Origin of the sequence: Streptomyces sp. NPDC059866 (genome assembly GCF_042731325.1) — a bacterium.
Lineage (GTDB): Bacteria > Actinomycetota > Actinomycetes > Streptomycetales > Streptomycetaceae > Streptomyces > Streptomyces flavusporus.
Genome location: NZ_JBHWJT010000001.1, coordinates 155,567 through 167,431 on the forward strand (window position 1 = coordinate 155,567; position 11,865 = coordinate 167,431).

Below are 11,865 nucleotides of genomic sequence, written 5' to 3' on the forward strand. Positions count from 1 at the left end.
GACCGGTCAGCCCCAGATGTACTCGTCGCCGATCAGGCCGACGTGCTGCAGCACGTCCTCCATCGGGTCGTCGACCTGGCCGGTGTTGATCAGGCCGATCCGCGGGCCGTTGTGCGAGGCCGTGTTGGTCTCGTCCGCGTGCGCGGCACCCGCCGGAAGCCAGCACACCGTCGCCGCGGCAACCACCCCGGCCAGCCGGCGCACCGCGATCCTCACCCGCTCGTTCGTCATTGCTCGTCCTCGTCTCAGCGGTTCGGCATCCGATCGGACCTTGCGTCCACCCGTTCATCTGCAGAAGCCGCCCCGAGGACACGGACGGTAATCCTTTTAAGCGATCGTCGCGAGCGAGGCGTGACGTCAGTTGTGACTGTGCAGCACCTCGTTCAGACCGCCCCACTCGGCGTTGTTCGGGCGGGCCTCGACCGTGCCGGTGACGGAGTTGCGGCGGAAGAGGATGTTGGAGGCGCCGGACAGTTCGCGGGCCTTGACGATCTGGCCGTCGGGCAGGGTGACGCGGGTGCCGGCGGTGAGGTAGAGGCCCGCCTCGACCACGCAGTCGTCGCCGAGCGCGATGCCGATGCCGGCCTCGGCGCCGATGAGGGAGCGCTCGCCGATCGCTACCCGCTCCTTGCCGCCACCCGAGAGCGTGCCCATGGTGGACGCGCCGCCGCCGATGTCCGAGCCGTCGCCGACGACGACGCCCTGCGAGATCCGGCCCTCCACCATCGACGTGCCGAGGGTGCCGGCGTTGAAGTTGACGAAGCCCTCGTGCATGACGGTGGTGCCGGCGGCGAGGTGGGCGCCGAGGCGGACCCGGTCGGCGTCGGCGATGCGCACGCCGGCCGGGGCCACGTAGTCGGTCATGCGCGGGAACTTGTCGACACCGAAGACGCTCAGGTGCAGGCCGCGGGCGCGGGCGGCGAGGCGGACGGTCTCCAGGGTGTCGACGGCGACCGGGCCGAGCGAGGTCCAGGCGACGTTGGCGAGGAGACCGAAGATGCCGTCCAGGCTCTGCTCGTTCGGCCTGACCAGGCGGTGCGAGAGCAGGTGCAGGCGCAGATAGGCGTCGTGGGTGTCGAGCGGCTTGTCGTCCAGCGAGGAGATGACCGTACGGACCGCCACGACCTCCACACCGCGCACATCGTCCTTGCCGAGGGCGGCCACGCCGTGCTCGCCGAGCAGCTCGGCGGTGCGCGCCTCGTCGAGGCGCTCGGAACCGGCGGGGCCGGGCTCGGCGGTGAGCTCGGGGGCGGGGAACCAGGTGTCGAGGACGGTACCGTCGGCGGCGATCGTGGCAAGGCCGGCGGCCACGGCGCCGGTGGTGCGAGGAGCAGTCTTGTCGGTCATGAGGGCAACCTAACCGGCCGGGGCCCACCGATGCGAACCCACAGCCGGGCGTCTCAGGTGCCGGGCGCGTCGACGGGCCGCGCACCGCTTCCACCGTCGGGGATCACCCGGGCCAGCACCTCCCGGGCGTACTCCTTGTCGTATGCCACGTCGGTGAGCAGCACCTGCAGACAGAGGCCGTCCATCAGTGCGATCAGCGCCCGTGCCGTGACCGGGTCCGTGCGGCGGGTGAGCAGCTCGGCCACTCCGTCGGCCCACTCGGCGGCGACGGGGCGCAGGGCGGGGCGGCGCAGGGCGGCCAGATAGAGCTCGTACTCCAGCTCGACGCCGGTGCGGTCGCCGGCGAGCCAGTCGCCCAGCAGGGCGGCGAGTTCGCCGGCCAGGTCCGTGCCGGGGTCGCTCAGGGAGCCGTGCGCGGCGATCACCTTGGCGAAGCCCTCGCCCGTCTGCCGCAGCGTGGCGACCAACAGCTCGTCGAGCGTCCTGAAGTGGTACGTGGTGGAGCCGAGGGGCACATCGGCCTCGGCGGCGACGGACCGGTGGCTCAGCCCGGCGATGCCCTTGGCGCCGACGACCCGGATCGCCGCGTCGATGATCCGCCGGCGCCGCTCGGGGTCGTACCGCCGGGCCATCAGTGCGCGCCTCCCAGGTTGAGCACCACGACCCCGACGATGATCAGCGCGATCCCCGCGGCCTTGGTGAGGCTCATCCCCTCTCCCAGGAACAGCATGCCGATCACCGCGACGGCGGCCGTACCGACGCCGGCCCAGATGGCGTACGCCGTGCCGACCGACACCGTCTTCAGCGTCTGCGCGAGCAGCGCGAACGCGACGGCGTACCCGAGGGCGGTCAGCAGGGAGGGCCACAGCCTGCTGAAACCGTCGCAGTACTTCATGGCGGTGGTGGCGGCCACCTCGGCGGCTATGGCTCCGGCGAGCAGCAGATATCCCATGTGTACGACCGTACACAACGATGCGTACGCCCGTACACATCCCGACTCGGGCAACACCTGGAACCGATACGGAAAACGCTTGCGGAATCGGCTGCTGAACGGTCGTCGTCTCCACTAGTGTTTCACCGCTCAAGTACCGGACCGTCACGGCCGCGACCGTCGCCACGGGCTCCGCTGGAGGAACCGCGCATGCCAGAAAGCACGTCTCGGCGCCCGCAGAACCAACCGTGGGAGAACAACTGGACCCCCGACACCTCCCGGGTGCCCGGCACCCGACGGCTCTGGCTGGCGGGCGCCCTCGCCTTGGCCACGATCGTCGCGTGCGTGACCGCGATATCCGTCATGCAGACGCAGCCTGACGAGCAGTCACCCCTGAGTCAGTCCCCCGCGGCCGACGAGGCGTCCATACCCGGGCTGATCTCCTTCGCCACTCCCTCGGCGAGCGCCACCATCACCCCGCCCGGCGGGAAGAGCGCCCTGCCGTCCGCACAGCCCACCCGGACGGCGTCCCACCGGCCCACCCCCACCGTCACCGCGTCCAAGTCCCCCGCGCCCCACACCACTTCACCGGCCCCGAAGCCGCCGTCGACCACCTGGCGCTCCCTGCGCTCGGTCAACTACCCGGACCACTACTGGCGGGTGAGCCACGGACAGGTCACGCTCGAGGCGATCACCTCGTCCTCGGACCGCAGGGACGCGACCTTCAAGCTGGTGCAGGGCCTGGCCTCCCCCTCCTGCCACTCCTTCGTCACCGCCGACGGCAGCTACCTGCGCCACCGCGACTTCCAGCTGCGCGCCGAACGCCACGACGGCTCCCGCCTCTTCCAGCAGGACGCCACGTTCTGCCCCCGCTCCACCGGCCACTCCGGCGTGATCATGCTGGAGTCCGTCAACTACCCGGGCCGCTTCCTGCGCCACCAGAACTTCCGTCTGCGCCTGGACGAGTACCGGCACGGCGACCGGAACTTCTCCGCCGACTCGGCGTTCCGCCTGGTGGACGGCCTGAACTGAGGCCGGGCACGACAGTGGCCCCCGGCGCTGCCGCCGGGGGCCACTGAAACAGCCGGGGGAAAACAGGCTCAGACGTTGAACCCGAGCGCCCGAAGCTGCTCGCGCCCGTCGTCCGTGATCTTGTCGGGACCCCACGGCGGCATCCAGACCCAGTTGATGCGCAGCTCGCTGACGAGGCCGTCCGTGGCGGACTTGGCCTGGTCCTCGATGACGTCGGTGAGCGGGCAGGCCGCGGACGTCAGGGTCATGTCGACGGTCGCCACATTGGAGTCGTCGATGTGAATGCCGTAGATCAGGCCGAGGTTGACGACGTCGATGCCCAGCTCGGGGTCGACGACGTCCATCAGGGCCTCGCGGAGCTCCTCCTCCGAGACCGGCTTCATCTCCAGGGTCTCGCTCATGCCGTCTTCCTTTCCGCGTCGGCGCCCAGCGCCTGGGCCGTCGCGTCCTTCCACGCCATCCAGCTCAGGAGGGCGCACTTGACCCGGGCCGGGTACTTGGACACCCCGGCGAACGCGACCGCGTCCTCCAGGACGTCCTCCATCGCGTCGTCGGGCTCGATCCTGCCCTTGGACTGCATCAGCTCCAGGAAGGTCTCCTGGATCTTCTGCGCCTCGGCCAGCTCCTTGCCGACGAGGAGTTCGTTCAGTACAGAGGCGGAGGCCTGGCTGATCGAGCAGCCCTGGCCCTCGTAGGAGACGTCGCTGATCGTCGTGCCGTCGTACTTCACGCGCAGCGTGATCTCGTCGCCGCACGTCGGGTTGACGTGGTGCACCTCGGCGTCGCCATCCCTCAGACCACGCCCGTGCGGGTTCTTGTAGTGGTCCAGGATGACTTCCTGGTACATCGAATCCAGCTTCACCGATCAGCCTCTCAGCCGAAGAAGTTCCGTACGTGCTCCAGTCCGTCGACCAGAGCGTCGATCTCGGCCGGCGTGGAGTACAGATAGAACGACGCTCGCGTGGTCGCAGGAATTCCGTACCTCAGGCAGACCGGCCGTGCGCAGTGGTGGCCGACCCGGACCGCTATGCCCTGCTCGTCGAGGACCTGGCCCACGTCGTGCGGGTGGATGTCACCGAGCGTGAAGGAGATCGCGGCGCCGCGGTCCTCTGCCGTCGTCGGACCGATGATGCGCAGGTCGGGGACCTCGGCCAGCCGCTTCACCGCGTACTCGGTGAGTGCGTGCTCATGGGCGAGGATCTTGTCCATGCCGATCGAGGTGAGGTAGTCGATCGCCGCGCCCAGACCGACCGCCTGCGCGATCGGCGGGGTGCCCGCCTCGAACTTGTGCGGGGCGGGGGCGTACGTCGACGAGTGCATCGACACGGTCTCGATCATCTCGCCGCCGCCGAGGAACGGAGGCAGGTCCTCCAGCAGCTCCTGGCGGCCCCAGAGGACGCCGATGCCGGTCGGGCCGCACATCTTGTGGCCGGTGAAGGCCACGAAGTCGGCCTGCAGGGCCTGCACGTCCAGCGGCATGTGCGGGGCGGCCTGCGAGGCGTCGACGCAGACCAGCGCACCGACCTCCTGGGCGCGCCGCACGATCGCCTCGACGGGGTTGACCGTGCCCAGGATGTTGGAGACCAGCACGAAGGAGACGATCTTCGTCTTCTCGGTGATGATCTCCTCGATGTTGGACAGGTCGAGGCGGCCGTCGTCGGTCAGGCCGAACCACTTCAGCTTCGCGCCCGTGCGCTGCGCCAGCAGCTGCCACGGCACGATGTTGGAGTGGTGCTCCATCTCCGTGATGACGATCTCGGTCTCGGAGTCCACCCGGTAGGGCTCGTCGGCCCAGCCGAGCATGTTCGCCACGAGGTTGAGCGACTCGGAGGCGTTCTTGGTGAAGATCACCTCGTCGCGGCTCGGCGCGTTGATGAAGGCGGCGACCTTGTCGCGCGCGCCCTCGTACAGCGCCGTGGCCTCCTCGGCGAGCACATGCACACCGCGGTGGACGTTGGCGTTGTAGCGCTCGTAGTACTCGTTCAGGGCGTCCAGCACCTGGCGCGGCTTCTGCGAGGTCGCCGCGTTGTCCAGGTACACGAGCTTCTTGCCGTCGTGGATCTGTCGGTCCAGAACGGGGAAGTCCTTGCGGATCGCCTCGGTGTCGAGGAGGCCCGGCAGCTGTGTCACGCGGATGCGCCACCCTTCACGTATGCCTCGTAGCCCTCGTTCTCCAGCTTGTCGGCGAGCTCGGGACCGCCGGACTCGGCGATCCGGCCGGCCGCGAACACGTGGACGTGGTCGGGCTTGATGTAGCGCAGGATGCGCGTGTAGTGCGTGATCAGCAGGGTGCCGACCTCGCCCGTCTCGCGGACGCGGTTCACACCCTCCGACACGATGCGGAGCGCGTCGACGTCCAGACCGGAGTCCGTCTCGTCGAGGATCGCGACCTTCGGCTTGAGCAGCTCCAGCTGGAGGATCTCGTGGCGCTTCTTCTCACCGCCGGAGAAGCCCTCGTTGACGTTGCGCTCGGCGAAGGAGGGGTCGATGTTGAGGCGCTCCATGGCCTCCCTGACCTCCTTCACCCAGGTACGCAACTTGGGGGCCTCGCCTCGGATGGCGGTGGCGGAGGTGCGCAGGAAGTTGGAGACCGAGACGCCGGGGACCTCGACCGGGTACTGCATCGCCAGGAACAGTCCCGCGCGGGCGCGCTCGTCGACGGACATCTCCAGGACGTCCTCGCCGTCGAGGGTGACGGTGCCCTGGGTGATCGTGTACTTCGGGTGACCCGCGAGCGAGTAGGCGAGGGTCGACTTGCCCGAGCCGTTGGGGCCCATGATGGCGTGCGTCTCGCCCTGCTTCACGGTGAGGTCGACGCCCTTGAGGATCTCCTTCGTGGCGTTGTCGGCCTCGACGGTGACGTGCAGGTCTCGGATTTCAAGCGTTGCCATGGGTGCCTCAGGACTCCTGGGTGAGGGAGACGAGAACGTCGTCCCCTTCGATCTTTACGGGGTATACGGGGACGGGGCGCGTCGCGGGGAGGCCGGACGGCTTGCCGGTGCGCAGGTCGAAGCTGGAGCCGTGCAGCCAGCACTCGATCTGGCAGTCCTCCACCTCGCCCTCGGAGAGCGAGACGTTCGCGTGGGAGCAGATGTCGTAGATCGCGAACACCTCCCCCTCGGTGTGCACGATGGACACCGGCGTGCCGTCGAGTTCCACCCGCTTCGGGGTGTCCTCCTCCAGCTCACTCAGCGCACATACGCGTACGAAGGTCATCCGACCGACGCCTCCAGCTCCTCTTCGATCCTGGCGATCAGTCGCTCCTCGATGTCCGCGATGCCGATCTGCTGGACCAGCTCGGCGAAGAAGCCGCGGACCACCAGGCGGCGGGCCTCGTGCTCCGGGATACCGCGGGCCATCAGGTAGAACAGCTGCTCGTCGTCGAAGCGGCCGGTGGCGCTCGCGTGGCCGGCGCCGACGATCTCGCCGGTCTCGATCTCCAGGTTCGGCACCGAGTCGACCCGCGCGCCGTCCGTGAGGACGAGGTTGCGGTTCATCTCGTAGGTGTCCGTGCCCTCGGCCGCGGCCTGGATCAGCACGTCACCGATCCACACCGCGTGCGCTTCGTCGCCCTGGAGCGCGCCCTTGTAGGCGACGTTGGACTTGCAGTGCGGGGTGTTGTGGGTGACCAGCAGGCGGTGCTCCTGGTGCTGCCCGGCGTCGGTGAAGTACAGGCCGAACAGCTCGGCCTCGCCGCCGGGGCCGGCGTAGGTCACGCGCGGGTGGAGGCGTACGACGTCGCCGCCGAAGGTGACGACGATCGACTTGAAGCTCGCGTCCCGCCCGACGAGGGCGTTGTGCTGGGCGACATGGACGGCCTTCTCGTCCCAGTCCTGGACCGAGACGACGGTCAGCTTGGCGCCGTCACCCAGGATGTAGTCGACGTTGCCGGCGAGAACGGTGTCACCGGTGTGGTCGATGACGACGACGGCCTCGGCGAAGGCTCCGAGCTCGATGACCTGGTGGCCGTAGGCGACCCCGCCCTGGCCGTGCACGGCGATCCGGATCGGCTCGGTGAGCACCGTCTCCTTGGGGACGGTGACGACACCGGCCTTCTCGAACGCCGAGTACGCCTGGGCGGCGATGCGGTCCACCGGGGTGCCGGCCCTGCCGAGCCGCGCGTCGTCGCGGCCCACGGTCTCGACGACGACGCCCGCGGGGGCCTCGACCTCGACCTTCACGCCCTCGCCGGTGGCGACGGCGGTGCCGTCGTGCAGGCCGCGCAGGCGCTCCAGCGGGGTGAACCGCCACTCCTCCTCACGGCCGTGCGGGACCGGGAAGTCCGCCACGTCGAAGGACGGGGGCGCGCTCATGCGCGTGGCGACGGTCGACTCGGCCGCAACGGCGATCGAGCCGGCGGTGGTGGAGCCCACCGGGATGTTCTGAGCCTCAGCCATGGCTGTCGTTGTGCTCTCTTCCTACGTCAGAAATCTGCTGCTGCTTCTCGGGGGTACGGTCAGCCGACCGCGCCTTCCATCTGCAGCTCGATCAGCCGGTTGAGCTCAAGGGCGTACTCCATGGGCAGCTCCTTGGCGATCGGCTCGACGAAGCCGCGCACGATCATCGCCATCGCCTCGTCCTCGGAGAGACCACGGCTCATCAGGTAGAAGAGCTGGTCCTCGGAGACCTTGGAGACAGTCGCCTCGTGACCCATGGACACGTCGTCCTCACGGACGTCCACGTACGGGTAGGTGTCGGACCGGGAGATCGTGTCGACGAGCAGAGCGTCGCACAGCACGTTGGACTTCGCGCCCGGAGCGCCCTCGCCGATCTCGATCAGACCGCGGTAGGACGTACGGCCGCCACCGCGTGCCACCGACTTGGAGACGATGTTGGACGAGGTGTTCGGCGCCATGTGGACCATCTTGGCGCCGGCGTCCTGGTGCTGGCCCTCGCCCGCGAAGGCGATGGACAGGGTCTCGCCCTTGGCGTGCTCGCCCATCAGGTAGACGGCCGGGTACTTCATCGTCACCTTGGAGCCGATGTTGCCGTCGATCCACTCCATGGTCGCGCCCTCGTAGGCCACGGCGCGCTTGGTGACCAGGTTGTAGACGTTGTTCGACCAGTTCTGGATGGTCGTGTAGCGGCAGCGGGCGTTCTTCTTGACGATGATCTCGACGACCGCGGAGTGCAGCGAGTCCGACTTGTAGATCGGGGCGGTGCAGCCCTCGACGTAGTGCACGTAGGCACCCTCGTCGACGATGATCAGGGTCCGCTCGAACTGGCCCATGTTCTCCGTGTTGATCCGGAAGTAGGCCTGGAGCGGGATCTCCACGTGCACGCCCGGCGGCACGTAGATGAAGGAACCGCCGGACCACACGGCGGTGTTCAGCGACGCGAACTTGTTGTCACCGACCGGGATGACCGTGCCGAAGTACTCCTTGAAGAGCTCCGGGTGCTCCTTCAGGGCGGTGTCGGTGTCGAGGAAGATGACGCCCTGCTCCTCCAGGTCCTCGCGGATCTGGTGGTAGACGACCTCGGACTCGTACTGGGCGGCGACACCGGCCACGAGGCGCTGCTTCTCCGCCTCGGGGATGCCGAGCTTGTCGTACGTGTTCTTGATGTCCTCGGGCAGGTCCTCCCAGGACTCCGCCTGCTTCTCCGTGGAGCGCACGAAGTACTTGATGTTGTCGAAGTCGATGCCCGACAGGTCCGAGCCCCAGGTCGGCATGGGCTTCTTCTCGAAGAGCCGCAGGCCCTTGAGACGGAGCTTGGTCATCCACTCCGGCTCCGACTTCTTCGCGGAGATGTCCCGGACGACGTCCTCGTTCAGGCCGCGCTTGGCAGAGGCACCGGCCTCGTCGGAGTCGGCCCAGCCGAATTCGTAGTTGCCCAGGCCCTCGAGCTCAGGGTGAGCAGTCTCCGTGGGGAGAGTCATGCGGGGTTCCTCCCGGCCGTGCTTGCAGATGCGTTCTGGGTGGTGGAAGTTTTCGGGGTCTTCGGAATGAAGGTGGTGCAGACACCGTCGCCGTGCGCGATGGTGGCCAGCCGCTGTACGTGAGTACCGAGCAACTCGGCGAAAAATTCCGTCTCGGCCTCGCACAGTTGCGGAAACTGCTCGGCGGCATGGGCGACCGGGCAGTGGTGCTGGCACAACTGCTCGCCGGTGGGGGCGCTGCGCGCCGTAGCAGCGTACCCGTCCACGCTCAGGGCCTTGGCCAGCGCTTCCGTCCGCTCCTCGGGGGCGGCCGCCTCGACCGCCTTGCGGTACGCGCCCGCCTGGGCGGCGATCCGGGCGCGGGCGAAGGCGGCGACCGCCTCGCTGCCGCCCTCCCGCTCGGCGATCCAGCGCAGCGCGTCGACGGCGAGCTTGTCGTACGACTGGTCGAAGGCGTCCCGGCCGCAGTCGGTCAGGGCGAACACCTTGGCGGGCCGGCCGCGCGTCCGCGCCCCGTAGACCCGCTGCTCGCGCGCCTCGACGACATCGTCGGTGACCAGCGCATCCAGATGCCGCCGTACGGCCGCCTGGGTGAGTCCGAGCCGTCCGGCGAGTTCGGCGACGGTCGACGGGCCGTGGTCCAGGATGGACCGCGCGACCCGGTTGCGCGTCGAGCGCTCCCCGGTCGCGAACTCCTCCTGAGGGGCCCCCGTGGGGGTCTCCCGAGCCTCGCCGACGTTTTTCACAACGCCATTGTTGCGTAATTCCTCAGAGCGTGACAAGCGGCGTCCGGATCGGCGACTGGTGCGCTGCGTCACTTAGGCATACCTAAGCTGACCTGCGAAAACGATCATTGATCGATCAGATCGAGCAGTTCCCGCCCCCGCCCGACCGAGGGACCGGGCCCCTTACCTAGACTCTGGACCCATGCGAAGTGAGCCCGTGCTCCAGGTCCAGGCCTTGGTGAAGCGGTACGGCGACAAGACCGCGGTGAACGGCCTCGACCTGGTGGCCGGGGCGGGCATCACCGCCGTTCTCGGACCCAACGGCGCCGGCAAGACGACCACCGTCGAGACGTGCGAGGGGTACCGCAGGCCGGACTCCGGCACCGTGCGCGTCCTGGGCCTCGACCCGGTGCGGCAGACCCGCGAGCTGCATCCGCGGATCGGCGTGATGCTCCAGTCCGGCGGCGTCTACTCCGGCGCCCGCGCGGACGAGATGCTCCGCCACGTGGCCCGGTTGCACGCGCACCCGCTGGACGTGGACGCGCTGATCGAACGCCTCGGCCTCGGCAGCTGCGGCCGGACCTCCTACCGTCGCCTCTCCGGCGGCCAGCAGCAGCGGCTCGCGCTGGCGATGGCCGTGGTCGGGCGCCCGGAACTGGTGTTCCTGGACGAGCCGACCGCGGGCCTCGACCCGCAGGCCCGCCGCGCCACCTGGGATCTCGTACGGGACCTGAAGGAGGACGGCGTCTCCGTGATCCTCACGACCCACTACATGGACGAGGCCGAACAGCTCGCGGACGACGTCGCGATCATCGACGGGGGCAGGGTCATCGCCCAGGGCTCCCCCGAGGAGCTGTGCCGCGGCGGCGCCGAGAACACCCTGCGCTTCACCGGCCGCCCCGGCCTCGACGTCGGCTCGCTGCTCAAGGCGCTCCCCGCGGACTGCGCGGCCGCCGAGCTGACGCCGGGCTCGTACCGGGTGGCCGGCAAGGTCGATCCCCAGCTGCTGGCGACGGTGACCTCGTGGTGCGCACAGCACGGGGTGATGCCGGACCGGATCTCGGTGGAACGGCACACCCTGGAGGACGTCTTCTTGGAGCTGACCGGCAAGGAGCTGCGCTCGTGACGATCACGGCCGACAAGGGCATGTACGCGCCGAAGCCCGGCGCCGCCCCGCTCTCCCGCATGATCACGGCGCAGGCGGCGCTGGAGACGAGGATGCTGCTGCGCAACGGCGAGCAGCTGCTGCTGACGGTGATCATCCCGACGCTGCTGCTCGTCCTGTTCAGTGCCGTCGACATCGTCGACACCGGTGCCGGCGAGGCCGTCGACTTCGTCGCCCCCGGCATCCTCGCGCTCGCCGTGATGTCGACGGCGTTCACGGGCCAGGCCATCGCGACGGGCTTCGAACGCCGCTACGGCGTGCTCAAGCGGCTCGCCTCCTCGCCGCTGCCGCGCTGGGGACTGATGACGGCGAAGACGGCGTCGGTCCTGGTCACCGAGGTCCTCCAGGTACTCCTGGTGACGGTGATCGCCTTCGCGCTGGGCTGGTCGCCGCACGGCAACCCCCTCGCCGTGCTCCTCCTGCTGATCGTCGGCACGGCGGCCTTCTCGGGCCTCGGCCTGCTGATGGCCGGAACCCTGAAGGCGGAGGCCACCCTGGCCGCCGCGAACCTGGTCTTCCTGCTGCTGCTCGTCGGCGGCGGGGTGATCGTCCCGCTGGACAAGTTCCCGGACGCCGCGCAGAGCGTGCTGGGCCTGCTGCCCATCTCGGCGCTGTCGGACGGCCTGCGGGACGTGCTCCAGCACGGGGCCGGGATGCCCTGGGGCGATCTCGGGATCCTCGCCGCATGGGCGGTCGTGGGCCTGGCGGCGGCGGGGAGGTTCTTCCGCTGGGAGTGAGGGACGAGCCTCCCCGGCACCCCTCGTGAAAGCGTGCACAAGCCCCCGCC

At 69.2% G+C, this 11,865-nt stretch carries 15 protein-coding genes; 3 read left to right on the forward strand and 12 right to left on the reverse strand.

All coding sequences use genetic code 11. The features are described from left to right. Positions 1-6: 6 nt before the first annotated feature. The 4 genes from ACFV7R_RS00740 to ACFV7R_RS00755 all read right to left on the reverse strand — a co-directional run bounded on the left by ACFV7R_RS00740 (position 7) and on the right by ACFV7R_RS00755 (position 2,299). Positions 7-231, reverse strand: a complete 225-nt coding sequence (locus ACFV7R_RS00740) for a hypothetical protein (protein ID WP_129797249.1) — start codon at positions 229-231, stop codon at positions 7-9. Positions 232-357: 126 nt separating this feature from the next. Next, a complete protein-coding gene (gene dapD / locus ACFV7R_RS00745) occupies positions 358-1,347 on the reverse strand; it encodes a 2,3,4,5-tetrahydropyridine-2,6-dicarboxylate N-succinyltransferase (RefSeq protein WP_385258247.1) in 990 nt (329 codons plus the stop codon). A gap of 53 nt (positions 1,348-1,400) precedes the next feature. Beyond that, positions 1,401-1,979: a TetR/AcrR family transcriptional regulator gene (locus ACFV7R_RS00750; protein ID WP_385258250.1), complete on the reverse strand. Its 579-nt coding sequence runs from the start codon at positions 1,977-1,979 to the stop codon at positions 1,401-1,403. Next, positions 1,979-2,299: a DMT family transporter gene (locus ACFV7R_RS00755; RefSeq protein ID WP_385258251.1), complete on the reverse strand. Its 321-nt coding sequence runs from the start codon at positions 2,297-2,299 to the stop codon at positions 1,979-1,981. The genes ACFV7R_RS00750 and ACFV7R_RS00755 overlap by 1 nt, the downstream gene beginning before the upstream one ends. 189 nt (positions 2,300-2,488) lie before the next feature. Here ACFV7R_RS00755 and ACFV7R_RS00760 point away from each other — a divergent pair, with 189 nt between their 5' ends. Continuing rightward, a complete protein-coding gene (locus ACFV7R_RS00760) occupies positions 2,489-3,310 on the forward strand; it encodes an AbfB domain-containing protein (RefSeq protein ID WP_385258253.1) in 822 nt (273 codons plus the stop codon). 68 nt (positions 3,311-3,378) lie between these two features. Here ACFV7R_RS00760 and ACFV7R_RS00765 read toward each other — a convergent pair whose 3' ends face one another. The 8 genes from ACFV7R_RS00765 to ACFV7R_RS00800 are packed head-to-tail and all read right to left on the reverse strand — an operon-like array spanning position 3,379 to position 9,934. Continuing rightward, positions 3,379-3,711 (reverse strand): metal-sulfur cluster assembly factor, encoded by a 333-nt coding sequence (locus ACFV7R_RS00765; protein ID WP_385258255.1) that lies wholly within the window; start codon positions 3,709-3,711, stop codon positions 3,379-3,381. Then, positions 3,708-4,172 carry a Fe-S cluster assembly sulfur transfer protein SufU gene (gene sufU, locus ACFV7R_RS00770; protein ID WP_129797255.1) on the reverse strand — a complete coding sequence of 155 codons (465 nt, stop codon included), beginning with the start codon at positions 4,170-4,172 and terminating at the stop codon, positions 3,708-3,710. Before sufU ends, ACFV7R_RS00765 begins: the two co-directional genes overlap by 4 nt. 11 nt (positions 4,173-4,183) lie before the next feature. After that, positions 4,184-5,440 carry a cysteine desulfurase gene (locus ACFV7R_RS00775; RefSeq protein WP_385258258.1) on the reverse strand — a complete coding sequence of 419 codons (1,257 nt, stop codon included), beginning with the start codon at positions 5,438-5,440 and terminating at the stop codon, positions 4,184-4,186. Then, complete coding sequence (sufC, locus tag ACFV7R_RS00780; protein ID WP_129797257.1) at positions 5,437-6,201, reverse strand: Fe-S cluster assembly ATPase SufC; 765 nt, start codon at positions 6,199-6,201, stop codon at positions 5,437-5,439. Before sufC ends, ACFV7R_RS00775 begins: the two co-directional genes overlap by 4 nt. A 7-nt stretch (positions 6,202-6,208) precedes the next feature. Next, positions 6,209-6,526, reverse strand: a complete 318-nt coding sequence (locus tag ACFV7R_RS00785; RefSeq protein ID WP_129797258.1) for a bifunctional 3-phenylpropionate/cinnamic acid dioxygenase ferredoxin subunit — start codon at positions 6,524-6,526, stop codon at positions 6,209-6,211. After that, positions 6,523-7,707 carry a Fe-S cluster assembly protein SufD gene (gene sufD, locus ACFV7R_RS00790; RefSeq protein WP_129797259.1) on the reverse strand — a complete coding sequence of 395 codons (1,185 nt, stop codon included), beginning with the start codon at positions 7,705-7,707 and terminating at the stop codon, positions 6,523-6,525. Before sufD ends, ACFV7R_RS00785 begins: the two co-directional genes overlap by 4 nt. Positions 7,708-7,766: 59 nt before the next feature. Further along, positions 7,767-9,188, reverse strand: coding sequence for a Fe-S cluster assembly protein SufB (sufB, locus tag ACFV7R_RS00795; protein ID WP_385258262.1), 1,422 nt, complete (start codon positions 9,186-9,188; stop codon positions 7,767-7,769). Then, the gene (locus tag ACFV7R_RS00800; protein ID WP_385258265.1) at positions 9,185-9,934 is read right to left on the reverse strand and encodes a helix-turn-helix transcriptional regulator; all 750 of its coding nucleotides are present in this window, start codon (positions 9,932-9,934) and stop codon (positions 9,185-9,187) included. Before ACFV7R_RS00800 ends, sufB begins: the two co-directional genes overlap by 4 nt. 181 nt (positions 9,935-10,115) lie before the next feature. On the opposite strand from ACFV7R_RS00800, the gene ACFV7R_RS00805 reads away from it, so the two are divergent. Together ACFV7R_RS00805 and ACFV7R_RS00810 are read left to right on the forward strand one after the other, a co-directional pair. Next, entirely contained in the window at positions 10,116-11,039 is a 924-nt protein-coding gene (locus ACFV7R_RS00805) for an ABC transporter ATP-binding protein (protein ID WP_129797262.1), read from the forward strand. Between the two features lie 20 nt (positions 11,040-11,059). After that, positions 11,060-11,815, forward strand: coding sequence for an ABC transporter permease (locus ACFV7R_RS00810; protein WP_385258881.1), 756 nt, complete (start codon positions 11,060-11,062; stop codon positions 11,813-11,815). Positions 11,816-11,865 lie beyond the last annotated feature (50 nt).